Source organism: Acinetobacter sp. YH12137, assembly GCF_013418535.1.
Classification (GTDB): domain Bacteria; phylum Pseudomonadota; class Gammaproteobacteria; order Pseudomonadales; family Moraxellaceae; genus Acinetobacter.
In genome coordinates this window covers 1-22,925 of the sequence record NZ_VPBW01000031.1, presented here as the reverse complement: position 1 = coordinate 22,925, position 22,925 = coordinate 1, and the positions used below count along the sequence as shown (strand labels likewise).

The window sequence follows — 22,925 nt, the reverse complement described above, 5'->3', positions numbered from 1 at the left end:
TTTATGATAAAAGATATTGCACTGATTTATATGGGCGGCACCTTTGGCTGTGTCGGTGACCCGCTCGCCCCTATGTCTGCCGATTTATTTATTCCAAAACTGGAACAGCTACTTACAGATCAACCGTTCATTCAGTATTACTGCGCTCCTGTGATTAAGGACAGTAGTGCCTGTACTGCTACAGACTGGTTAGAACTGGTGCAATTTATCCAAAATCTGCAATCTGAACAGCAGATACAACATTTTGTGATTATTCACGGGACAGATACCCTGAGCTATGCCAGCGCAGTATTGGCACATTTTATGGGGAATTCGGCTCATATTGTGCTGACTGGCAGCCAGTATCCCCTCCTGAATGCTGAAGGCGATGCGCAACGCGAATTTAGCGATGCCATGGACAATCTGAGCTTTGCGCTCGCTTCAGTAACTCAGTGTAATGCAGGTGTTTATCTGGCTTTTCATCAGCAACTGATTCATGCTCAAACTGCCTTAAAGCAACATACCACTGAGCTGAATGCCTTTACTGGTCTGGATGCGCATATCGCTATTCAGGCCAACCAGCAAAGTCATCAGGTTACAGCAGACGATATTGCCAAAGCTCTGGATTTTAACTGTATGAGCTTGATGATGCAGCCGATCGATTTAGTTCAACAGTTCAATAATCTGAAAAATATTTTGGCCTATCCTCCGCATTTTCTATTCCTGCAAGGCTTTGGAACCGGCAATCTGGCCGTCAATCCAGAGATCGTAGATTTTATCAATCAGCTCTATGCCAAAGGCTCTATCTCGGTCTTAACTACTCAAGTGCCTTTCGGTGCCACCGATCAGCGTTATGCCATTGCTGAATGGGTGCATGATTGCAAAATTCTACTCAATGAAAGTTATGGCCATGCTGATCTTTATGCAAAAGCCCTAAAAATGTATTTACAATATGACACGGTAGAACAATGGCATGCCCATTGGTACGATTAGTCAGGTTTTGAGGTCATTATGCAGCGTTTTGCGGTGGGAATTGAGTTTTGTGGAACGAATTATCGAGGTTGGCAGACTCAACAACCGGGCGTAATCAGTGTTCAGGAAACCATCGAGAAGGTTCTCAGTAAAATTGCCGATGAACCGATTATTCTGCATGGTGCAGGCCGAACCGATGCCGGCGTGCATGCGACCAATATGGTCGCACATTTTGATACCCATGCCTTGCGTTCTGAACGAGGCTGGTTAATGGGCTCAAATAGCCAGTTACCTAAGGATATCTCAATCCAATGGATCAAGGAGATGGATGATGGCTTCCATGCACGCTTTAAAGCACAGGCACGCCGTTATCGTTATATTGTCTATAACCATCCGGTACGCCCTGCCTTGCTGCATAAACAGGTCACTCATATTTACTATCCACTTGATGTCAAAAAGATGATTGAAGCGGCTGCAAAGTTTGAAGGCACACATAACTTTGAGAGTTTTCGTGCAGCAGCCTGCCAGTCCAATCAGCCGGTACGTCACGTCCGTCACTGCCGCCTGATCCAGCATGGGCCTTATCTGATTCTAGATATTCAGGCGGATGGCTTCCTGCATCATATGGTACGCAATATCATGGGCTGTTTGCTGGAAATCGGCCAAGGCATGTATGGGGTTGACCATATTGACCATATTTTTGCAGCAGAAGATCGTAAAGCAGCCGGTGTTACCGCACCACCGGACGGTCTGTATTTTATCCAGGCTGAATATCCAGAGTATTTTGACCTACCCAAAGTACCTTTGGGTCCATACTGGTTAAATATGCCGGAATAAGCTAATTATTTTTAATTTTTAAATCCCTCCTAACCTCCCTTTGAAAAAGGGAGGAACTCCTCTCCTTTATTAAAGGAGGGGTTGGGGGAGGATTTTAGATTTTAAAGATTAACGCTGTTTCCGCTTTCGATATTCCACCGGTGTTTCATTGGTCCAGCGTTTAAACGCACGGTAAAAAGTACTTGGCTCCGAGAATCCAGTCAGATAAACAATCCGCTCCACACTTTCATTGGTACTCGCCAATAGACGTTTAGCCAGACGACAGCGATAATCAGACAGAATCTGCTGGAAACTGGTATTAGCCTCACTGAGCTGGGTACGTAAACGGCGTGGAGTAATATTCAGTTGAGCGGCTACAGTTTCTAGCGTTGTTTCACCACTTTCTAAAGTAGAGCCAATAGCCCGACGCACTTCCCCGACTAAATCGTAACGAGCCAGTTCCTGTAATTTTTCAATTGCCAGCTGTTCATGTAGCTGCAACAGTTCCGGCTCTGCCTGCCAAAGCGGGAAATCCAGAATACTGGGATCAAAATACAAACGGGTTTCTTTCTGGCCCAGACTTACCGGACATTCATAAACCCGGAAATATTCTTCATCTGCCGCGCCTTTGGAAAAATTGAAATCGATATAGATCGGTTCAAAGCGGCCTTCAGTAATAAATTTAAAGAAACGCAGCACACCCGACATCGCACATTCGGTAAAGTGACGATTGACCAGACTTTCAGCAAAAGGCTGTTCACCATTGGTCAGATAGCAGCGATCGTCTTCGACCACCAGCTTGGCATGAAAGGCATCACTGATCAGACGCTGATAAGCCAGTGCACGTTTCAAGCCTTCACCAAAATTCTCTGATGAAATAAACAGATGCTCGATCACCTGTCCGCGATAGAGCGGCAAATGTTCACCCAGATGCAATCCGATATCCGGGTCCTTACTGACCTCTTCTGCGGCAACCCAGAAGGCATACTGAGCACTAAGCGGAGTACGGTCATTGGTCTCCACCTGATTTAAAGCGACTCCTGCTTTCGTCAGAAGTTCTTCTGTTGGCAAACCTGCACGACGAATCGCCTGATAGCCTAAACGCAATACGACTGATGCATCCGTTAGCTGACTCACTCAAAAACCTTCCTTGTATGTACTTCATTTATACTTAAAAAGATTGAAATTAGATTAACTGTGATTGACCAAACTGACAACAGATACCACACGCTTTTTAGTTAAAAAGTTTAAACTCACACTTCGCTTATTTTACTGACAGATGATCAGTCTAACGCCCGTTACACCTTGTGTTTTGCGAAAAAATTGACTATAATTTGCGCCTTTCCAATTTATTCATTCAGGTAGGCTATGGCCAATAAAGAGGAACTCATCGAGTTCGAAGGCGTTGTCACCGAGACGCTTCCTAATACTATGTTCCGTGTACGTTTAGAAAACGGTCACGAAGTAATTGCCCATATTTCTGGTAAAATGCGTAAACACTATATTCGTATTTTGACTGGCGATAGCGTGAAGGTCGAAATGACTCCTTATGATTTGACTAAGGGTCGTATCACATACCGTGCGCGCTAAGTTTTAGCGGAAGCAAAAGCCACTCATCCAGTGGCTTTTTTATTACTTTTTCTTTTATATCAATTCCCCTGCACATTCCCTATACTGCATTCGAAGATAATAATTTCTATTTTTCTTCTAATAAAAACAGTGAATCATTCATGCAAAAAATCTTGTTTTCTCTGATCCTAGGAATCAGCCTGAGTGCCTGCGCCACTACAAGTTCGATAAAATCACGACAACTAGATCAGCAACTACAGCAATATATTGGCAAATCTGCAGAATCAATTCGCAAGGATCTGGATTTAACTGCACTCGGTTTTAAGACCTCAAAAGCACCTGTACAAACGGAAAAACGTCTGAGTTATACTGTACTTCGCACCATTGAACTTCCGTTGGGAACACCGGCCATTCAGCAAAGTGTCAGTATAGGTGCTCCTGTACGATTCGCGACTGCACCCGGCCCAGGTTATCAGGTTGAAATGCCCTGCCAGATTCATTTTCAACTAGAACAAGGGATTGCTCAATCCGTGCAATATAGCGGACGTGCCTGTTAAGACTTATTTTTGCGTTTTATTCATTTTAAAGTGGATATAAGAGCGTTCTAAGTTGTCTTGAATTTGACAGCTACAGCTAACTGCCTGATTGATCCTGTCTTGCCTAATAATAAATTACAACAGTTCCTCTCACACTTTGCTACTACACTGTTTTTAAGCGTTCCTTGAGTAGGAGTGATGTGATGTTGTTAAGCAAAGGTACTTCTCTGGTATTGGGCTTGAGCATCCTGTTGCTCGGTCTGTCAGGGTGTGCACAAACACCTACGATCAGCCAGACTGACCGTGAAACTTATTTACAGCAATTTATTGGGCAGAGTAGCCAGTATATTGATCGCAATTTAGATCTGAAACGTTTGGGTTATCAGCAAATCAGTGAACCTGAGCTCAGCTCCCAACAGCTCAGCTATGTCGTGGAACGTCCTGTGACCGTTCCCTTACCGATTGCCCAGTTTCCGGCAGCAGGTACTGGCACAGTTCCGGTTCCAGTCACTGTGAGTCCTGCATCAGGTTATGATGTGAATTTGCAATGCAAGATTACCTTTTTGCTGAAAGACAATATTGCAACTTCTGTCAGCCTTTCGGGTCGAACCTGTTAATCAAAATCAGTCGTAAAAAACGCAGCTCAAGGCTGCGTTTTTTACGTGGAACTAATGTGTAACTTAGTTCAATGCAGTTACCACTGCCTGACCCATTTCCACAGTACCCACTTTAGTCATGCCTTCAGACATGATGTCAGCAGTACGCAGACCTTGGTCTAAAACATTACCTACCGCATCTTCAATCGCTTTAGCGGCTGCTTCTTCACGGAAGGTATAACGCAGCATCATGGCTACCGACAGAATGGTTGCCAATGGGTTTGCCAGGTTTTGACCTGCGATATCTGGTGCAGAACCATGGCAAGGTTCATACATACCCTTACCATTTTCATCCAATGATGCTGATGGCAACATACCGATTGAACCAGTCAGCATTGCAGCTTCATCAGACAGGATGTCACCGAACAGGTTAGACGTTACGATCACGTCAAACTGTTTAGGCGCACGTACTAATTGCATCGCAGCATTGTCTACATACATATGAGACAGGTTAATGTCCGGATATTGCTCTTCTTTCAGTGCAGTCACGGTCTGTTTCCAAAGCTCAGTCACTTCAAGCACGTTGGCTTTATCGACTGAACATACTTTACCGCCACGCAGACCAGCAAGTTCGAACGCAACTTTGGCAATACGTTTGATTTCAGACTCTGCATAAACGTCAGTGTTGAAACCTTGTTTTTCGCCATTTTCCAGTTCACGGATCCCGCGTGGTTGACCGAAGTAAATACCACCAGTCAATTCACGTACGATCAGAATATCCAGACCAGAGACAATTTCCGGTTTCAAGCTAGAGGCATCAGCCAATTGTGGATAAAGAATCGCTGGACGTAAGTTCGCAAACAGATTCAACTCACTACGTAGTTTTAACAGGCCACGTTCTGGACGGATTGAACGCTCAATCGTATCCCATTTTGGACCGCCTACAGCACCGAGCAGAATTGCATCTGCTTTTTTCGCCTGTTCAGACGTTACGTCTGGATAAGGTGAACCGTGTGCATCAATCGCAGCACCGCCTAAAAGACCTTGTTCCCATGTTAAACCCAGATTGAATTTTTCATTAACTCGTGTAAGCACCTGTTCTGCGGCTTTTACAATCTCAGGGCCAATACCGTCACCAGCTAAAATCAAAATTTGTTTAGACATGAGCTTTTCCATTTATAAGGTCAGGCATCCACCTGACTAGGTTAAATTTTTTTTTCTACAAACTCTGCAATGCCATTGATGACATTATAAGGTTTGCAAAAACGACGAATCACTTTCTGCTCTTGCAACAGGTCCACACACAATGGATCAGGTGCAGAGGCATTTAATAAACTGGTGCTACGTGCATTTCGGTCACGGAACATTTTCAGGGTATAGCGTTTATTCGCCTTAAACTGCTGGAACAGATGCAAGGTCTCAGCCTTATCCTTGCTAATCGGATAGAAACGCACCACCAGTTCATGCTGCCCTTCCGGTACAGATAAATAAATCGGATTATCCTGTTTCAGGTTTTTGGCCTGCAAACGAACCAGACGCTGATCCAGCGCTTCTGGGCTGATTCGCTTGGTGGACTCATCCACAATCATGGTCCGATCTAAACGTTCAAACTGACAATCCGGTGTGCCTGCACAATAAATCAAGGCATTGGATTTGCTTTCTGCATCTTCTTTGGCATGTTTAAGTTTGAAGGTATCAATGCTCTGACACGCGGTCATCAGCACTGATACTGCACTTAGAGCAAGCCACTGTTTCCAATACGTTGCCATGATGTCTGTATTAACCTATCAAAAAAAAATTAATAATCTTCTGATATTAGCAAGGCCTTCGCAGTCATGCCATGACAATTTTTGCTGTTTTATGAATGAATTTCAGCAAATACCCATGGGCGTGATTGTTTGGTTTTTTCTTCATAGGCCCGAATATCATCTGCCGCCTGCAAAGTTAAGCCAATATCATCCAAACCATTTAACAAACAATGCTTACGGAATGGGTCCACTTCAAACTTGAAGCTTTCGCCATTTGGTGTACGAACTTCCTGCGCTTCCAGATCAATCGTTAGCTGATAACCTTCAGCTGCTGCACATTCTTTAAATAACCGATCAACCGTTTCTTCCGGCAAAATTACCGGCAACATGCCATTTTTAAAACAGTTATTAAAGAAAATATCAGCAAAGCTTGGCGCAATCACAGTACGGAAACCGTATTCATTCAATGCCCACGGCGCATGCTCACGGCTTGAACCGCAACCAAAGTTAGCACGAGAAATTAAGATGGATGCACCTTGATAACGTGGCTGGTTTAACACGAAGTCCGGGTTAATCGGACGAACCGAGTTATCCTGACCCGGATAACCTTCATCCAAATAACGCAATTCATCAAACAGGTTTTCACCGAAACCGGTACGTTTGATCGATTTCAAAAACTGTTTTGGAATAATTAAATCTGTATCGACATTGGCACGGTCTAAGGGTGCAACAATACCTTGTTCAACGGTATAAGCTTTCATATTTCTGCTCCTGCGTACCAATTAAAATGAACGGACATCAACAAAGTGACCGGCAATCGCTGCCGCCGCCGCCATGGCTGGACTCACCAAGTGGGTACGACCGCCATTACCCTGACGACCTTCAAAGTTACGGTTTGAAGTTGAGGCACAATGTTCGCCTGGCTGCAACTTGTCAGCATTCATTGCCAAGCACATAGAACAGCCTGGTTCACGCCATTCAAAACCAGCTTCGATAAAGACTTTGTCCAAACCTTCAGATTCTGCCTGCTGTTTCACTAAACCCGAACCCGGAACGACCATGGCCTGCTTAATGCTAGAAGCCACTTTACGGCCTTTGATTACTTCAGCCGCAGCACGAATATCTTCGATACGTGAGTTGGTGCAAGAACCGATGAATACACGGTCTAACTGAATATCTGCTAAAGGCTGACCTGCAGTTAAGCCCATATATTGATAAGCACGGTTCCAGTCATTGCGCTGTACATCATCTTTGGCCTGTTCCAAAGTTGGAACCGCTTGAGACACCGGAATCACCATCTCAGGAGAAGTCCCCCAAGACACTTGCGGTTCAATCTCTTCACCTTGTAACACTACAACTGTATCGAAGTGAGCACCTTCGTCGGAGTGCAAAGTATTCCAGTACGCAACCGCCTGATCCCATTGCTCGCCTTTCGGTGCATATGGACGGTCTTTAACATACTCAATGGTTTTTTCATCGACTGCGACCATACCGACACGTGCACCCGCTTCGATTGCCATGTTACACACGGTCATACGGCCTTCAATCGACATGTCACGGAACACCTGACCACCAAATTCAATCGCGTGACCTGTACCGCCTGCAGTTCCGATTTTACCGATAATGGCTAAAACCACATCTTTCGGTGTTACGCCTTGACCCAATTTACCGTCAACGCGTACCAACATATTTTTCATTTTCTTCTGAACCAGGCATTGGGTTGCCAATACATGTTCAACTTCTGATGTTCCAATCCCGTGTGCCAAGCAGCCAAATGCACCATGTGTTGCAGTATGTGAGTCACCACATACAACGGTCATACCTGGCAAGGTTAAGCCTTGCTCAGGACCAACAACGTGCGCGATGCCTTGACGAATATCGTTAATATCAAATTCAACAATATCGAACGTCTTACAGTTATCATCCAGGGTTTGTACCTGGATACGTGAAGTATCATCTTCAATCCCAGCCACGCCCTGCTCACGCTCTTTTTTAGAGGTCGGTACGTTATGGTCAGGTGTCGCAATATTGGCACTTAAACGCCATGGCTTACGGCCAGCAAGTTGCAAGCCTTCAAAGGCTTGTGGCGAAGTCACTTCATGCAATAAATGACGGTCGATATAAAGTAGAGCTGAACCATCATCTCGTTGTTTTACTAAATGGTCATCCCATAACTTATCGTATAATGTTTTTGCTGTTTGGGTCTCGCCTGCCATGTCGATGTGCTCCACTGGACTGGGTAAATTCTTTCGCTAATTTTGATTATATCGCTGCATTCACATAAATCTAATTTATCATTTTTATTAGTTAAAAAACTTTTTGGAATCTTTTAAAACTTAAATTAAATCATGGTTTAGCTCTCTTTTTATAAATCTAATTTTCCGATCGTTTTATTAAAAATATTCGTTTTTACAAATTAAATGAGAATTATTATTATTTCCTCATCGGCACAGATCATTTGTTTTGAGGAAGATCCACATGGCACATATTCAACGTTTCGTAGACAACAATCAGCGCATGTTCAAAAAGACATTTAGCTATTACATCATGCACATCACTGTCGCGATGTTAGTGGGCTATTTTGTCACAGGCAGTTTAACCATGGCGATTGCCTTGAGTTTATTAGAACCGACTGTACAGGCAGTTGCTTTCTTCTTCCACGAGAAAATCTGGGAAGCAAAAAGCCAGCAACAGGATGAGGAAATCACCGCATAATTTTTTGTCGATCTTCCTCTTTGAGCCACCTACCCTCGGTGGCTTTTTTTATGACATAAAATAAAACATTTAAAAATGTGTATTAATTCAACATTAAACCAATAGTTCTATATTTTTACTTTGATTTATTCTTAAATTATTACAATAATAAACTTAAGCATAAAAAAACTTTATAGGTGATCAAGATGAATCTCGCAGCTTTTGAAGCCTTTGTAAAAGTCATGGAAACAGGTTCGATTTCTTTGGCTGCAGATCAGCTTTTTATTACCCAACCGGCTGTGACCAAACGTATTCACAGTCTGGAAGAATATTTTGGGGTGAAATTATTTGAATCTGCGGGCCGTGGTGTTCAGGCCACTCATGCGGCACATTCCCTGCTGCCTAAGGTAAAAAACTGGCTGAACGAGTTGGGTGATATTCACTACACCCTGAGTCATGAACAAGGTCAGGTCCAAGGCAAACTGAAAATTGGCACCAGCCATCATATTGGCCTGCATCATTTACCGAGCCATCTGCGTGAATATGTACAGCAATATCCAAATGTGACGCTAGATGTACATTTTGTAGATTCTGAACAGGCGCATGAACAGGTCATTGCTGGTGATCTGGAACTGGCTTTCCTGACCTTGCCACCGCATGGTGATGAACGCCTAAAATATGTCACTATCTGGAATGATCCTCTGGTTTTTGTGGTCGCACCATTCCATCCACTGGCTCAGCAAAAAAACCTGTCTCTTGAAGATCTGGTGAATTACCCAAGCCTGCTGCCTTCTGCGCAGACCTATACTACGCAGATTACGATGGCCGAGTTTGAAAAGCAGGGCATCAAGCCGAAAACGACCATGAGCAATAACCCGCTTGAATCCATCCGGATGCTGGTTTCGATTGGTTTAGGCTGGTCAGTCTTGCCCAAAACCCTGGTCAACCATGACCTGCAAGAACTGGATCTGAATCTGGAAATGAACCGTCAGCTCGGTATGGTCTGGCATCCGGGTCGTACTCAATCGAAGGCGGCTGAAGCATTGGTTCAACTGATGCAAGGCCCGTCAATTTAAAATTAATTTTCACATTTCTCTGCTGCATCGATATCGATGCAGCATTTTGTTACCTAAATACATCGCATCAGTTGCTTCCTTTCAAGTACTTTTAAAAGTATCAAATTCATTTTCCTGAAGATGAAAAATTAAAACGTATTCAAGGAAGCACAGAATGCAGATCAAATCTTCTGATTCCAAAACTTTATTATCTTCTTCTCATGACCTGCTCGAAGAAATGGGTTTATGGAAACCGCTTAAACCAACGCTACACCCGACTCCCAACCTTGATTTTGAAGATGAACCGACAGCGCGTGCCGTATTACGTGATTATTTTCTAAATACCTTTGACACCTATGAGCAACTGTTTGACTGTCTGAAAAATGAAGAAGCCTTTTATGTCAAACCGATTGCCTTACGTCATCCACTGATCTTTTATTTTGGCCATACTGCCACTTTTTTTATCAATAAGCTGTTGCTGGCTCAACTGATCCCGGAACGTTTAAATCCGCATCTGGAAAGTATCTTCGCGATTGGTGTAGATGAAATGAGCTGGGATGATCTGGATGAACAGAACTATCACTGGCCTAGCATTCAGGCGGTACGTGATTACCGGCATCAGGTGCGTGCCCTGGTCTTGAAAGTGATAGAACATGCGCCGCTACAACTTCCACTGAACTGGCACAATCCCTGGTGGACCATCATCATGGGCATTGAGCATGAACGGATTCATCTGGAAACCTCTTCAGTTTTAATTCGCCAGCATCAGTTACGTTATGTACAGAATCATCCGCAGTGGCGTGCCAATGTCATTACCGGTATTGCGCCTGAAAATAGTCTGGTAAAGGTACCGGCAGGTCAGGTCAATTTACATAAAAATTTCGAACATGCTTTTTATGGCTGGGACAATGAATACGGCCACCATCATGCCGAAATTGCAGAATTCGAAGCCTCTAAATATCTGGTGTCCAATCAGGAGTTTTTAGCCTTTGTTGAAGCAGAAGGTTATCAGACAGCTGACTACTGGACTGAAGAGGGCCAGCAATGGTTAGCATTTTCTCAAGCCACACATCCTACCTTCTGGGTCAAAACGGAACTGGGTTGGTCCTTAAGACTGATGCTGGAAGAAGTTCCAATGCCTTGGGACTGGCCAGTCGAAGTGAATTATCATGAAGCCAAAGCTTTCTGTAACTGGAAATCAACACAGACCGGAGAATCCATTCGTCTGCCCACTGAGGATGAATGGTATCGATTGTATGCAGTTTCAGGACTGGATCCAAAATTACCAAGTCCTGAGCAAGCCAATATTGAATTAAAATATGGCCCTAACTCTTTTCCGGTGGATCATTTTCAGCATGGCGATTTTTATGATGTTCAGGGCAATGTCTGGCAATGGACCGAGACCCCGATTTATCCTTTCGAAGGCTTTCAAGTCCATCCTTTCTATGATGATTTTAGTACCCCAACCTTCGATGGCCAACATCATCTGATTAAAGGCGGTTCCTGGATTTCAGCTGGCAATGAAGCCCTGCACAGTTCACGCTATGCGTTCCGGCGACATTTTTTCCAGCATGCCGGTTTTCGCTATGTTGCCGCGGAAGAGACATCACCGCAGTTTCACTCTCAATATGAAAGCGATCAGCTGATTTCCCAATATCTGGAATTCCAGTATGGGGCGGAATATTTTGCTGTTCCAAACTTTGCCCAAAGCCTCATTCAACTGGCCCGTCCTTATTTTCAAAACATTCCATGCTATAAAGCGCTGGATATCGGGTGTGCAACCGGGCGCGCCAGCTTTGAACTGGCTCAGGATTTTGATCAGGTCACAGGTCTGGATTTTTCAGCCCGTTTTATTCAGCAAGGTGTGGTGCTGGCCCAAGGCGAAACCCTGCGCTATAGCATTCCTGTTGAGGGCGAACTGGTGGAATATAAATCCTGCTCACTGGCAGAACTTGAACTTGAACAGGTTGCTAATAAGGTCGAGTTTTATCAGGCCGATGCCTGCAATATGAAACCGCAATTCAAAGATTATGATTTCATTCTGGCAGCCAACCTGATTGATCGTCTGCATCATCCTAAAGCTTTTCTAAGTGAGATTCATAATCGGCTGAATATGGGCGGAATCCTGATGCTAGCCTCGCCTTATACCTGGCTGGAAGAACATACAGCACGCAGTGAATGGATCGGCGGATTTAAGCAGGCGGGAGAAAACCTGAGTACCTTAGAGGGTATCAAAGCTTTGCTAAGTCCACATTTTGAAATGCTGGACGAACCTGTGGATGTGCCTTTTGTGATCCGAGAAACAGCGCGTAAATATCAACATACCCTGTCCCAAATAACTTTATGGAAAAGGGTACGATAATTCCAAAATGAAAAAGCCAATCAGTTGATTGGCTTTTTGTTCGCTATTCCATCCCACTGGTAGCATCTTCATGCAGAGATTCATTAAGCTGATCCACCACAATGGCCCATTCTCCATCTGAAGCAATTTTTTCAGCCAGGAACTGGCGCTGTGCATCTGACCAATACGGCGCCTCCATCAGGTTTACATCTTTGGGTAATTGATGCTCATGAATAAATTGGGCAATCCCTTCTGCACTCGAATCCAGACCTAACTGTGCAAATAGATGAGTCATACGTGGTCTAACTTGGGTCATTTTCATTACCTCAGCGCTTGCTATCGTTATTGTCGACTTGCTTTATTTATTCTGAGCATAGCATGTTTATTCAGCAACGGGCATGTCAAAAAGTACCCTATTCTGCTTATAAAAAAGCACAACCGAAGTTGTGCCTGATTAAATCAAAAGAATTGCTTAAATCGACCAGTCCTGAATTTCCCAGCCCTGTTCTTTGGCCAATGCTTCCAGACGATCATCCGGATTTACGGCAATGGCATGATCGGCATATTCCAGCAGAAAACGGTCATTGATTGAATCTGAATAGGCCCAAGACTCGGTCACGTCACGACCTGCCAGCCATTGTTCCAGACGGGTCAGTTTACCTTGTTGATAGCAGGCAATATTGGTCACCTTACCGGTATATTTACCATCAACGACTTCAGCATTGGTGGCAATAATTTCAGTAATCCCAAACTCACGGAAAATCGGTGCAGTAATAAAGTCCGAAGTTGCAGTAATGCCTACAATTTCATGCCCTGCATCTTTATGGCGCTGAATCGCTTTAAAACCTTCCGGACGCATCTGGGGGCGAATGACTTTTTGCATGAACAGTTGATGTAATTCGGTCAGATAATCATGGTCATGTTGGGTCAAAAACTGGAACACAAATTCATTATAGGCATAGGGATCCAGTTGACCCTTTTTATAGTCCTCATAGAACTTGTCATTCATGGCGCGGTGATGAACGGGATCCACCAGGCCTTCATTGACCAGGAATTCCCCCCAGGAATGATCCGAATCGGTGTTTAACAGGGTGTGATCGAGATCAAATAGCGCCAATTTCATGAAAATACTCGTAAAAACTGAAATTTAAGAAAAAAATTGTAAATCTATCTCCGCTAGTCGATAGAAATTCGTTAAGATCATAGCAATTTTAACATTTTTAAACTTTGCTTTTTTTCGAGTTGGATAAAGAAATAATATTCCCCGAAAGCAAAGGCATAAATTAAACAATTTTAGGTAGCCAAATGATCGACTCAGAAGGTTTCCGACCGAATGTCGGGATCATTTTGGCAAACGATGCTGGACAGGTTTTATGGGCAAAACGCATTGGTCATAATGCATGGCAATTTCCACAAGGAGGTATCCAATATGGAGAAACCCCTGAGCAGGCACTTTATCGTGAGCTGAGAGAAGAAGTTGGCTTACTGCCTGAACACGTCCAGATTATCGCGCAGACCAAAGGATGGTTGCGTTATCGTTTGCCGTATCGATACATTCGCACGGATTCAGATCCGGTATGTATCGGTCAAAAACAGAAGTGGTTTTTACTCAAACTGACGGCGCCCGTACAGAACATTCAACTTGATCTGTCCGATCCGCCCGAATTTGATCAATGGCAATGGGTCAGTTACTGGTATCCATTAGGCCAAGTGGTGAATTTTAAACGCGATGTTTATCGCAAGGCCATGATTGAACTCTGTCAGCAATTACCACAACAAAAACCTTAAAAAAATCGCGTGCATGTGCAGATTTTTTGCTCGGCTATTGTTATAAATAAACTAAATTACCGGACTTCTAAAAAAATACGGAGCAGCTCCCATGTCGAATATGCAACTGGATACCCTGAGACGCATTGTCCAAGAGATTAATGCGTCTGCCAGTTTGCATGAATCACTCGATATTATGGTCAATCAGGTGGCCGAGGCCATGCATGTGGATGTCTGCTCCATTTATCTGCTCGATGAACGCAACCAGCGCTATCTGTTGATGGCATCTAAAGGCCTGAAACCTGAAGCTGTTGGTCACGTCTCTTTACATACTGGTGAAGGTCTGGTAGGTCTGGTAGGTCAGCGTGAGGAAATCGTTAACCTCGACAATGCCCCTAAGCATGATCGTTTCCTGTATTTACCGGAAACGGGCGAAGAAATTTATAATTCCTTTCTGGGCGTTCCAGTCATGTACCGCCGTAAGGTCATGGGCGTACTGGTTGTCCAAAATAAAGAATCCCAAGATTTTAGTGAAGCGGCTGAATCGTTCCTGGTTACGCTATGTGCCCAGCTTTCGGGCGTAATCGCTCACGCCCATGCAGTCGGCAATATTGATGTATTCCGCAAGCCAAATAATTTACCGGCATATAAAACCTTCCAAGGCGTATCGGGTTCTGGCGGTATCGCACTCGGCCGTGCCATTGTGCTTTATCCACCTGCAGATCTGGGCGCTGTTCCGGATCGTGAAGCGGATGATATTAGCGAAGAACTGGCTTTGCTGGATAATGCCTTAAATTCGGTACGTGAAGAAATTCAGTTCCTGGATGACAAGATGCAGGATGCGCTGATGGCCGAAGAACGTGCTTTGTTCAGTGTGTTCCTGCGTATGCTGGATGAAAATGCCCTCCCATCGGAGATTAAAGCACTGATTCGTGATGGTCACTGGGCACAAGGTGCGGTTCGCATCGTGATTGATAACCATGTGGCGCAGTTTGCCCAGATGGAAGATGATTACCTGCGTGAACGTGTCGCTGATCTGAAAGATCTGGGTCGCCGTATTCTGGCCAAATTACAGGAAGCCGATGAAAGCCATCGCGAACTGACCGATGAAAGCATCCTGATTGGTGAAGAAATTTCAACGGCTGCACTGGTGGAACTGCCTGTTGATAAGATTGCCGCGATTGTCACCACTGAAGGTGCCATGAATTCGCACATGGTGATTGTGGCACGCGCACTCGGTATTCCGACTGTCGTGGGTGTGACTGAACTGCCCATCAATACCCTGGATGACGTCGAGATGATTGTCGATGCGCATCAGGGCCGTATCTTTATCAATCCACCACGTCGTCTGCGTACCCGCTATAAAGAAATTCAGAAAGAAGAAGAACAGATTGCCAAAGATCTACGTCAATACGAGACCAAAGATGCAATTACGCCAGATGGTACCGCTGTACGTCTGTTTGTAAATACCGGCCTGATGATTGATGTGGTTCGTGGTGTACAACGCGGTGCCAAAGGTGTTGGCCTATACCGCTCTGAAATCCCGTTCATGCTACGTGACCGCTTCCCGGGCGAAGAGGAACAGCGAGCCATTTACCGGCAGCAACTGAGTCACTTTGCCAATAAACCGGTAGTCATGCGAACGCTGGATATTGGTGCAGATAAAGACCTGCCATATTTCTCGATTGAGGAAGAAAATTCAGCATTGGGCTGGCGCGGTATCCGCTTTACCCTGGATCATCCTGAAATCTTCTCTTCTCAGATTCGCGCCATGCTAAAAGCCAGTATCGGTCTGAACAATCTGCATATCCTGTTGCCGATGGTGACCAGTGTCAGTGAAGTTGAAGAAGCACTGTATCTGTTAGAGCGTGATCATTATGCCGTTCAGGAAGAAGAGCAGGTCAAAATTACCAAACCGCAAATCGGAATTATGGTCGAAGTACCAAGCGTACTGCATCAGATTGATGAATTTTCTGAACTGGTCGATTTCTTCTCGGTCGGTTCTAACGATTTGACCCAATATTTACTTGCTGTAGACCGGAATAATCCACGTGTGGCCAATGTCTATTCACACTTACATCCAGCGATCCTGCGTGCCCTGACCCGTCTGGTAGAGGATTGTCACCGTAATAACAAACCGATCAGTATCTGTGGTGAAATGGCCGGTGATCCTCTATCGGCCGTACTATTAATGGCCATGGGATTCAATACCCTGTCCATGAGTTCTAGCAATATTTTGAGAGTCCGAAAAACGATTTGTCATGTACCGATGCCTGATGCACAGGAATTACTCAAACATGTACTAAAACTGGACAATCCACTCATGGTAAAAAGCTGGATGGAGCATTATTTTAGAACACATGGTTTAGGAGATATGGTGAAATCCACCACCCGTATGGTCAGCGCTTAAGGAGGAACTTTTCCAGGTTCCTCTGCATCTGTCGAGGTACTTATGGAATTTGTGCTTATCCTGCTTATGCTGGCTGCAGCGTTTTATTTTATTATTGTTGCACCGGCCTTACGTTCACAAAAATCCAGATATACATCTTCTCATGATCGTATCAATACCAGCTCGAGTCACCAGTATATCCGTGAAACTGAACGTCCTAAAGCCTGTCCCTTATGGGGAATTGAAATTTCTCGTACCCAGCAACGGCGTTTAGGCAAGAATGATCCATCGGTCATTGCCGCAAAACTGTATCGGCAACAGCTAGGAAAATTTGCCAGTTTTCAGCAAACCCGGCCTATGGCTGATGCTGATCCAAATAGATCTTCGAGTTCTGCGACCCTGCCCCGTTTTTTTCAAAATATGTTTCCCGAAGAAGCTTCTTCAACCACCCGGCGGACTTCACCGCATTCTTCGAAAAGAAATTCATCTTTTCACTATACCCTCCAGAATCCCTTAAAGTCAGCTCCTGTCCAAAGCAGATCCACTTCTTCCTGGCCGCCCTAAGCCGCCCATAAAAAAGGGCGATCATCTTGTTGATATCGCCCTTGTTTGTGCTTGGTATAACCACGTTTTGCATTTTTCTTCCGGTCTACAAAAACCTGGCTTTTATTGACTTCATGCATATGTTTGGCCACGAAGTTTGGCATGACTGCCTCTACAGCTTTTTTCTTTGCCATCTTGCTCTCTGTTTAATTTGGACTAAGGAAATGATCCGCTCGGGATGTGAAATGATTATAAGGGCGACTGGCCAATTTTCAAGCAGATCAGGACTTAAATATTTTCCAGAAAATAGATAATTTGGTAGATATTCTTGCTGTAAAAATCAGAAAATTGTGAGCAAGAGAATGCTGATTTAACTACCTGTTTAATCCTTGAATTTTAATCCTTAAATCTTTCTATTTAAAAAATATTTATAAAATTAATAACTTAATAAATATTTAATAAAACCTAATGAAATCTAAAAGAGATATTGAAGCATTTTTCTGACTTAGAGAAGACATCTTAAATTCTGATTTTCTTACTTAATCATTTTAAACTGAGTGAAAAATTTGCATATTTTAACATTGTCACATTTCTAGAAATATCTTATGTTCAAAAGACCTCTTGCGAAAGTATCTTTTATGACTATTTTAGATTTTGATATATATTTAAAAATCAATGCTTATCACTGATTAAATTTTGACTAACGCAAGAGGTCTAAATTAGATTATTTATTTTCAATGACTTAATTTTTATTCATTTAGGCAGTATTTTCTGAAGTTACAGAAAACCAAACTTATTGCCAAAACACCCAATTCAACAACTCACTTAATTAAAAATCTGTTGGAAATAAAGCCCCTAATGTTATTCCTGCGCTTATAGATGATTTTTTTGAATGCTGGAATAACGAATAAAATTCTCAACGCTTGGAGAGAAATATGAGCCAAGATATGAAAAAGTGCCCTGTCACCCATCTGACTACTGAAGCTGGCGCACCTGTAGTCGACAACCAGAACAGTATGACGGCAGGTAGCCGTGGCCCATTGCTGGCCCAAGATTTATGGCTGAATGAAAAACTGGCTAACTTTGTTCGTGAAGTGATTCCTGAGCGCCGTATGCACGCAAAAGGTTCAGGTGCATTTGGTACCTTTACCGTAACCAATGACATTACTGAATATACCCGTGCAAAAATTTTCTCGGAAGTCGGTAAAAAAACCGAACTCTTTGCCCGTTTTTCGACCGTCGCCGGTGAACGCGGTGCAGCTGATGCAGAACGTGACATTCGTGGTTTTGCCCTGAAATTCTATACCGAAGAAGGGAACTGGGACCTAGTCGGTAACAATACACCGGTATTCTTCCTGCGTGATCCACGTAAATTTCCTGACTTAAACAAAGCAGTAAAACGTGATCCGAAAACCAATAAACGTAGCGCCACCAATAACTGGGATTTCTGGACTTTATTGCCGGAAGCACTACATCAAGTTACCATCGTAATGTCCGATCGTGGGATTCCGGCTGGTTACCGTCATATGCACGGTTTCGGCAGTCATACCTACAGTTTTATCAATGCCCAAAATGAACGCTTTTGGGTAAAATTCCATATGCGTACCCAGCAAGGTATCAAGAATCTGACTGATGCTGAGGCAGCAGAGTTGATTGCTAAAGACCGTGAAAGCAGTCAAACCGACCTGTTTGATGCGATTGAACGTGGCGATTATCCGAAATGGAAAATGTACGTTCAGATCATGCCTGAAACAGATGCCGAGAAAGTGCCTTATCATCCGTTTGACCTGACCAAAGTCTGGCCGAAAGGTGATTATCCACTAATTGAAGTAGGTGAATTCGAACTCAACCGTAATCCGGAAAACTATTTCCAGGACGTAGAACAAGCCGCTTTTGCGCCAAGCAATCTGGTACCAGGTATCAGCTATTCACCGGATCGCATGCTACAGGCACGTTTGGTCAATTATGCTGATGCAGCGCGTTACCGTGTAGGTGTGAATCATGCCCAGATTCCGGTCAATGCCGCACGTTGCCCGGTACATTCAAATCACCGTGATGGTTTGGGCCGTATGGATGGCAACTATGGTTCATTGCCGCATTATGAGCCGAACAGTTTCAGCCAGTGGCAGGAACAGCCAGAATTCAGAGAGCCCCCCCTCAAAATCACGGGTGATGCAGATTTCTGGGATTATCGCAAAGATGATAATGACTACTTCAGCCAGCCACGTGCCCTGTTCAACCTGATGAATGATGAGCAGAAACAGGCTCTATTTAATAATACCGCAGCCGCAATGGGTGATGCGCTTGATTTCATCAAGTACCGTCATATCCGTAACTGTTATGCCTGTGATCCCGCCTATGGTGAAGGTATTGCTCAAGCTCTTGGGATGAGCGTAGCTGATGCCCAGATGGCTCGAGCAACTGATCCAGCTAAAGGCCTACCAAGCTTTCTCTAAGTTTTTTAGCTTGAACTGAGCGAATAAAAAACCACCCGAGGGTGGTTTTTTTATTGGTGTTAAATTAAAGCATTAGGAATATGAATTGCAGTTCATTTCAGGTCATGTGTTTGACGGTCACGGATTTCAAAAAGGTTCTTCTACCGGTACCCAGATCTTTTTCATATCCATCAGATTCACGAAGAAATCATTGCTCAACATACCCACCCGATCAGTCAGTATGCCATGCTTGTTTCCACCACGATTGGCACCTGTACCCTTCAGCATAGGATTTAATCCTATACAAATGAGAGCTACTCTATATGCTAGCTAACGACTCAATCGTTATACAGGAGTGATCTTAAGCCCTTAGACAATAATCCGTTTGCCCTCACGAATACAGTAAAACGGGTTAATCAGCTTGGAGGAATGCTGGATAATATGCTGCAATTCATTTTCAGGCTGGTCACGTACTTCATCGGTGAGCTGGAAGGTCCGATAATGAATGGCCATAGAACAACGTGCCATTAAGTCCTGATGGGCATGAAAAGCATCTTCCGGATTCATATGAATATTGCGCATCAGTTCACGCGGTTCATAGGCACCGATCGGCAACAGCGCAATTCGTGGTGGTCCAAGGCGTTTGCGAATTTCCTTGAAATGCGGCGCATAGCCGCTATCCCCAGCAAAATAGCAATGATCCTTGCCATTCAATAAGGAAAAACCGCCCCATAATGCGCAGTTCTGGTCACGCATTCCACGTCCTGAAGCGTGCTGTGCTGGCGAATAGACAATCTGGATATCTTCAAAAAATGCATTTTCCCACCAGTCCATTTCAATGACATTATAGTCTTTAGGCAGGTACCAGCCATTACCAAGGCCGGTATAGATCGGCATTTGATAGGTCTGATGCAGCCAGGCCAAGGTCGCCAGATCCATATGATCATAATGGTTATGGCTGAGCAATACGGCATCAATATGCGGCAGCTCATCCAGGGCAATGCCAGCAGGAATGACGCGCTGTGGCCCTCGGGATGCAGAAGGACTGGCATATTCACACCAGACCGGATCAGTCAGAAAATTATACGGCCCGATCTGGATCAGAGCGGTAGCATGCCCAATAAACCAGATTTGCCAGTCATCTAAAGTGGCTTCCGGCCGATTTTGTGGTAAAGCACGCGGACGTGAAAAAAACTCGGCACGTTCCTGTTCCAGATTTACTTCCCAAGTTCTGGATTTTCTGGTGAATAACCATTTATACAAGTCAAAGCGACTCTGCTCGAGCGAATGATGCTCCAGATTCTTAAACCGCTCACCATCAAAATGATCGGAATGTAGATAATCAAATACCGGCTTGGACCAGAGATGTTTCCAACTGGACTCAGTCTCAAGCTGAAATTTTTTAGTCTTGAAAAGATCTTGCATAAATATCCACTATTTATTATTTGTTATATGCAAGACAGCATCCACCTGGAATTTTCAAACGGAGCATCTCTTTAAATCGCATACAAACTTATATACTTCGGTATTTCAGCATAGTATGAAATACGTGCCTAAGATTCATTTATGTTTTTGTTATTTTTAGCAAAACATCGAGCCCATGGAAAGACTAAAACCGATGAAAAGCTTCTAAAAAAATGAATACTCGAGATCAAGTTTGTGTCCATTCTGCTTTCTAAAAAGACAGGAGAATGATCGATATTCATCCGATAATTCTCACTCCGTACCTGACTGTACATGATTTCATGACCTAAATTTTTATCCCGTATTCATGTAATCACGCTTGATGCCCTTCTGACTATCCGACGAAAGTTATCTACTGAAATCTTCACTTCCTTAAATACGACCTTGAGTCCGTTCCAGCCATACGGCTTTGGTTTGAGGTTTCACAAACAGAGTAATAATTTCAGGGTGTAGCTGTTTAATCTGCGCTTCAATCCGGTTGACGCAAGCTTCGATTTCATCAGAAGTCAGATCGTCTTTGAATTCCAGACTTAAGGAGGCAATCACCTGATGCGCGCCCATTTGCTCAGTCAGCACCCCATTGGCGCTATAGACCGCAGTATCCTGCTGGGCAATGTTAAGTACATTTTCACGCAGTCTAGGATCTGCTGTTTCACCTAGCAATAAGCCTTTGGTTTCACGTGCCAGCAACCAGGCCGATACCGCCAGCACAACACCAATCAGAATTGAAGCTGCGCCATCCAGCTCAGGAATATTCAGTTGATGTGCCAGGAAGATACCGGTCAAGGCAATAAACAGACCGATCAATGCAGCCGTATCTTCAAATAACACAGTAAAAGTCGTTGGGTCTTTACTGCGTCTAAAAGCTTCAAAATATCCCATTTTGCCTTTGTGTTTGCGAAAGGCTTTTAAAGCCACGAACCAAGAAGTTCCTTCACATAAAATCGCAATACCGAGCACAATATAGTTAATCATCGGGTCCCGCATTTCTTCAGGGTGGATAATGTGCTGGATACCCTGATAGATTGATACAATGGCGCCCAAAGCAAAGACCATTAAGGCGACAATAAAGGCCCAGAAGTACAGTTCACGTCCATAGCCGAAAGGATGCAAGGCATCAGGGCGCTGCTCAGCCTTTTTCATACCATACAGCAGCAGAATTTCATTCAGTGTATCAACAACCGAGTGAATCGCCTCACTCAGCATGGCAGAACTGTTGGTGATATAGGCTGCGACAAATTTCACCAGCGCGATTGCCAGATTACCAAACAGCGCTGCATATACCACAATTTTATTCGATTCAGACGACATTCAAATTTGTCCTAATTTTTTTCTCAAACAGATGGATCTATTTGATTTTTCATTTTATCTCTTTGCATCTTAATAAACTGCTGCGATAAATTGTTTATTGTTTTGTTGTTCTCATTTTTAATCGGAATCTTCATGCCTGTAATTGTCCATACTTCTGCCGATCGGCATCCTCAGCTCCTAGAATTGTGGGAACAATCCGTCCGTGCTACGCATCATTTCCTAAATGACGCGCAGATCCTAAAGATCCGTCAGCAGATTATTGATCATAATTATTTCACCCACGTGCAATTGTTCCATGTGGAACATCGGCAGCAGATTCTGGGTTTTATGGGCATTGCAGGCAACAAACTGGAAATGCTGTTTGTCTCTCCTGCGGCATTTAGAAAAGGCATAGGCAGCCAGTTATTACAACATGCGCTTGCTCTAGGTGTGACTGAAGTCGATGTGAATGAGCAGAATCCTGATGCGACTACTTTCTATTTAAAACATGGTTTCGAGATGATCAGCCGTTCAGAAACCGATGCTGAAGGTAATCCCTACCCAATTCTGCATCTAAAACTGCAAAAATAAAAAAGGAAGCCAAAGCTCACTGCTGTCCCATAGTTTGCTTTAAATAAAAAAACCTGAGTCCTAACAGTTAAAATATGAGTGCAAACAAACACTTTAACGACCAGGATTCAGGTTTTGTCACATCAGAATACCGTATTTCA

Annotated in this window: 23 protein-coding genes and 1 pseudogene; 13 read left to right on the top strand and 11 right to left on the bottom strand. The window is 43.9% G+C overall.

The annotated features are described in order from the left end of the window. The first annotated feature begins 3 nt into the window (after positions 1–3). Positions 4–972, top strand: coding sequence for an asparaginase domain-containing protein (locus FTU72_RS12810; RefSeq protein WP_180052966.1), 969 nt, complete (start codon positions 4–6; stop codon positions 970–972). A gap of 18 nt (positions 973–990) precedes the next feature. Beyond that, positions 991–1,788: a tRNA pseudouridine(38-40) synthase TruA gene (gene truA, locus FTU72_RS12805; protein ID WP_034702377.1), complete on the top strand. Its 798-nt coding sequence runs from the start codon at positions 991–993 to the stop codon at positions 1,786–1,788. Between the two features lie 108 nt (positions 1,789–1,896). On the opposite strand, the gene FTU72_RS12800 is transcribed toward truA, so the two are convergent. Continuing rightward, positions 1,897–2,904: an AraC family transcriptional regulator gene (locus FTU72_RS12800; RefSeq protein ID WP_004781856.1), complete on the bottom strand. Its 1,008-nt coding sequence runs from the start codon at positions 2,902–2,904 to the stop codon at positions 1,897–1,899. Positions 2,905–3,135: 231 nt separating this feature from the next. Between FTU72_RS12800 and infA the strand changes: the two genes are divergently transcribed. The 3 genes from infA to FTU72_RS12785 all read left to right on the top strand — a co-directional run bounded on the left by infA (position 3,136) and on the right by FTU72_RS12785 (position 4,489). After that, the gene (gene infA, locus FTU72_RS12795) at positions 3,136–3,357 is read left to right on the top strand and encodes a translation initiation factor IF-1 (RefSeq protein WP_001284370.1); all 222 of its coding nucleotides are present in this window, start codon (positions 3,136–3,138) and stop codon (positions 3,355–3,357) included. Positions 3,358–3,497: 140 nt separating this feature from the next. Beyond that, on the top strand, positions 3,498–3,893 hold the full coding sequence (locus FTU72_RS12790; RefSeq protein ID WP_180052965.1) for a hypothetical protein: 396 nt from the start codon (positions 3,498–3,500) through the stop codon (positions 3,891–3,893). A 182-nt stretch (positions 3,894–4,075) separates the two neighbouring features. Next, entirely contained in the window at positions 4,076–4,489 is a 414-nt protein-coding gene (locus FTU72_RS12785; protein WP_159123639.1) for a hypothetical protein, read from the top strand. Between the two features lie 63 nt (positions 4,490–4,552). On the opposite strand, the gene leuB is transcribed toward FTU72_RS12785, so the two are convergent. The 4 genes from leuB to leuC form a co-directional block, all read right to left on the bottom strand. After that, positions 4,553–5,632, bottom strand: coding sequence for a 3-isopropylmalate dehydrogenase (leuB, locus tag FTU72_RS12780; RefSeq protein WP_004781852.1), 1,080 nt, complete (start codon positions 5,630–5,632; stop codon positions 4,553–4,555). 41 nt (positions 5,633–5,673) lie between these two features. Then, a complete protein-coding gene (locus FTU72_RS12775) occupies positions 5,674–6,237 on the bottom strand; it encodes a hypothetical protein (RefSeq protein ID WP_005232350.1) in 564 nt (187 codons plus the stop codon). Positions 6,238–6,326: 89 nt separating this feature from the next. Then, positions 6,327–6,977, bottom strand: a complete 651-nt coding sequence (gene leuD / locus FTU72_RS12770) for a 3-isopropylmalate dehydratase small subunit (protein WP_034702382.1) — start codon at positions 6,975–6,977, stop codon at positions 6,327–6,329. Positions 6,978–6,998: 21 nt separating this feature from the next. Continuing rightward, a complete protein-coding gene (leuC, locus tag FTU72_RS12765; RefSeq protein ID WP_004781848.1) occupies positions 6,999–8,432 on the bottom strand; it encodes a 3-isopropylmalate dehydratase large subunit in 1,434 nt (477 codons plus the stop codon). A gap of 262 nt (positions 8,433–8,694) precedes the next feature. Between leuC and FTU72_RS12760 the strand changes: the two genes are divergently transcribed. The 3 genes from FTU72_RS12760 to ovoA all read left to right on the top strand — a co-directional run bounded on the left by FTU72_RS12760 (position 8,695) and on the right by ovoA (position 12,327). Next, positions 8,695–8,931, top strand: coding sequence for a DUF2061 domain-containing protein (locus tag FTU72_RS12760; protein ID WP_159123642.1), 237 nt, complete (start codon positions 8,695–8,697; stop codon positions 8,929–8,931). 185 nt (positions 8,932–9,116) lie between these two features. Further along, a complete protein-coding gene (locus tag FTU72_RS12755; RefSeq protein WP_004781845.1) occupies positions 9,117–9,986 on the top strand; it encodes a LysR family transcriptional regulator in 870 nt (289 codons plus the stop codon). Positions 9,987–10,203: 217 nt separating this feature from the next. Further along, entirely contained in the window at positions 10,204–12,327 is a 2,124-nt protein-coding gene (ovoA, locus tag FTU72_RS12750; protein ID WP_257220279.1) for a 5-histidylcysteine sulfoxide synthase, read from the top strand. 43 nt (positions 12,328–12,370) lie between these two features. Here the strand turns inward: ovoA and FTU72_RS12745 are convergent, their stop codons facing one another. Next, positions 12,371–12,622 (bottom strand): DUF2789 domain-containing protein, encoded by a 252-nt coding sequence (locus tag FTU72_RS12745; protein WP_004781841.1) that lies wholly within the window; start codon positions 12,620–12,622, stop codon positions 12,371–12,373. A gap of 156 nt (positions 12,623–12,778) precedes the next feature. Further along, entirely contained in the window at positions 12,779–13,429 is a 651-nt protein-coding gene (locus FTU72_RS12740) for an HAD family phosphatase (protein WP_004781840.1), read from the bottom strand. Between the two features lie 182 nt (positions 13,430–13,611). On the opposite strand from FTU72_RS12740, the gene FTU72_RS12735 reads away from it, so the two are divergent. The 3 genes from FTU72_RS12735 (at position 13,612) to FTU72_RS12725 (ending at position 17,026) form a co-directional block, all read left to right on the top strand. Continuing rightward, positions 13,612–14,094, top strand: coding sequence for an RNA pyrophosphohydrolase (locus tag FTU72_RS12735; RefSeq protein ID WP_004781838.1), 483 nt, complete (start codon positions 13,612–13,614; stop codon positions 14,092–14,094). 91 nt (positions 14,095–14,185) lie between these two features. Beyond that, positions 14,186–16,483: a phosphoenolpyruvate--protein phosphotransferase gene (ptsP, locus tag FTU72_RS12730; RefSeq protein ID WP_034702391.1), complete on the top strand. Its 2,298-nt coding sequence runs from the start codon at positions 14,186–14,188 to the stop codon at positions 16,481–16,483. A gap of 42 nt (positions 16,484–16,525) precedes the next feature. Further along, complete coding sequence (locus FTU72_RS12725) at positions 16,526–17,026, top strand: hypothetical protein (RefSeq protein ID WP_180002978.1); 501 nt, start codon at positions 16,526–16,528, stop codon at positions 17,024–17,026. Here the strand turns inward: FTU72_RS12725 and FTU72_RS12720 are convergent. Continuing rightward, a complete protein-coding gene (locus FTU72_RS12720; protein WP_004781833.1) occupies positions 17,023–17,199 on the bottom strand; it encodes a hypothetical protein in 177 nt (58 codons plus the stop codon). The genes FTU72_RS12725 and FTU72_RS12720 overlap by 4 nt on opposite strands. 741 nt (positions 17,200–17,940) lie before the next feature. On the opposite strand from FTU72_RS12720, the gene FTU72_RS12715 reads away from it, so the two are divergent. Beyond that, complete coding sequence (locus FTU72_RS12715; RefSeq protein ID WP_004781832.1) at positions 17,941–19,461, top strand: catalase; 1,521 nt, start codon at positions 17,941–17,943, stop codon at positions 19,459–19,461. Positions 19,462–19,605: 144 nt separating this feature from the next. On the opposite strand, the pseudogene FTU72_RS12710 reads toward FTU72_RS12715, so the two are convergent. The 3 genes and pseudogenes from FTU72_RS12710 to FTU72_RS12700 form a co-directional block, all read right to left on the bottom strand. Next, a pseudogene (locus tag FTU72_RS12710) lies at positions 19,606–19,725 on the bottom strand (catalase-peroxidase 2); the annotation flags it as partial. Positions 19,726–19,809: 84 nt separating this feature from the next. Continuing rightward, positions 19,810–20,865, bottom strand: a complete 1,056-nt coding sequence (locus FTU72_RS12705) for an MBL fold metallo-hydrolase (RefSeq protein ID WP_180052963.1) — start codon at positions 20,863–20,865, stop codon at positions 19,810–19,812. A 411-nt stretch (positions 20,866–21,276) separates the two neighbouring features. Further along, a complete protein-coding gene (locus FTU72_RS12700) occupies positions 21,277–22,215 on the bottom strand; it encodes a cation diffusion facilitator family transporter (protein ID WP_180052962.1) in 939 nt (312 codons plus the stop codon). 132 nt (positions 22,216–22,347) lie between these two features. Here FTU72_RS12700 and FTU72_RS12695 point away from each other — a divergent pair, with 132 nt between their 5' ends. Beyond that, positions 22,348–22,785: a GNAT family N-acetyltransferase gene (locus tag FTU72_RS12695; protein WP_180052961.1), complete on the top strand. Its 438-nt coding sequence runs from the start codon at positions 22,348–22,350 to the stop codon at positions 22,783–22,785. Positions 22,786–22,925: the final 140 nt, after the last annotated feature.

Excerpts from the sequence above, each read along its gene's own strand:
- FTU72_RS12810 (WP_180052966.1), top strand. The coding sequence starts at position 4 with ATGATAAAAGATATTGCACTGATTTATATGGGCGGCACCTTTGGCTGT.
- truA (WP_034702377.1), top strand. The coding sequence starts at position 991 with ATGCAGCGTTTTGCGGTGGGAATTGAGTTTTGTGGAACGAATTATCGA.
- infA (WP_001284370.1), top strand. The coding sequence starts at position 3,136 with ATGGCCAATAAAGAGGAACTCATCGAGTTCGAAGGCGTTGTCACCGAG.
- FTU72_RS12790 (WP_180052965.1), top strand. The coding sequence starts at position 3,498 with ATGCAAAAAATCTTGTTTTCTCTGATCCTAGGAATCAGCCTGAGTGCC.
- FTU72_RS12785 (WP_159123639.1), top strand. The coding sequence starts at position 4,076 with ATGTTGTTAAGCAAAGGTACTTCTCTGGTATTGGGCTTGAGCATCCTG.
- leuB (WP_004781852.1), bottom strand. The coding sequence starts at position 5,632 with ATGTCTAAACAAATTTTGATTTTAGCTGGTGACGGTATTGGCCCTGAG.
- FTU72_RS12775 (WP_005232350.1), bottom strand. The coding sequence starts at position 6,237 with ATGGCAACGTATTGGAAACAGTGGCTTGCTCTAAGTGCAGTATCAGTG.
- leuD (WP_034702382.1), bottom strand. The coding sequence starts at position 6,977 with ATGAAAGCTTATACCGTTGAACAAGGTATTGTTGCACCCTTAGACCGT.
- leuC (WP_004781848.1), bottom strand. The coding sequence starts at position 8,432 with ATGGCAGGCGAGACCCAAACAGCAAAAACATTATACGATAAGTTATGG.
- FTU72_RS12760 (WP_159123642.1), top strand. The coding sequence starts at position 8,695 with ATGGCACATATTCAACGTTTCGTAGACAACAATCAGCGCATGTTCAAA.
- FTU72_RS12755 (WP_004781845.1), top strand. The coding sequence starts at position 9,117 with ATGAATCTCGCAGCTTTTGAAGCCTTTGTAAAAGTCATGGAAACAGGT.
- ovoA (WP_257220279.1), top strand. The coding sequence starts at position 10,204 with ATGGGTTTATGGAAACCGCTTAAACCAACGCTACACCCGACTCCCAAC.
- FTU72_RS12745 (WP_004781841.1), bottom strand. The coding sequence starts at position 12,622 with ATGACCCAAGTTAGACCACGTATGACTCATCTATTTGCACAGTTAGGT.
- FTU72_RS12740 (WP_004781840.1), bottom strand. The coding sequence starts at position 13,429 with ATGAAATTGGCGCTATTTGATCTCGATCACACCCTGTTAAACACCGAT.
- FTU72_RS12735 (WP_004781838.1), top strand. The coding sequence starts at position 13,612 with ATGATCGACTCAGAAGGTTTCCGACCGAATGTCGGGATCATTTTGGCA.
- ptsP (WP_034702391.1), top strand. The coding sequence starts at position 14,186 with ATGTCGAATATGCAACTGGATACCCTGAGACGCATTGTCCAAGAGATT.
- FTU72_RS12725 (WP_180002978.1), top strand. The coding sequence starts at position 16,526 with ATGGAATTTGTGCTTATCCTGCTTATGCTGGCTGCAGCGTTTTATTTT.
- FTU72_RS12720 (WP_004781833.1), bottom strand. The coding sequence starts at position 17,199 with ATGGCAAAGAAAAAAGCTGTAGAGGCAGTCATGCCAAACTTCGTGGCC.
- FTU72_RS12715 (WP_004781832.1), top strand. The coding sequence starts at position 17,941 with ATGAGCCAAGATATGAAAAAGTGCCCTGTCACCCATCTGACTACTGAA.
- FTU72_RS12705 (WP_180052963.1), bottom strand. The coding sequence starts at position 20,865 with ATGCAAGATCTTTTCAAGACTAAAAAATTTCAGCTTGAGACTGAGTCC.
- FTU72_RS12700 (WP_180052962.1), bottom strand. The coding sequence starts at position 22,215 with ATGTCGTCTGAATCGAATAAAATTGTGGTATATGCAGCGCTGTTTGGT.
- FTU72_RS12695 (WP_180052961.1), top strand. The coding sequence starts at position 22,348 with ATGCCTGTAATTGTCCATACTTCTGCCGATCGGCATCCTCAGCTCCTA.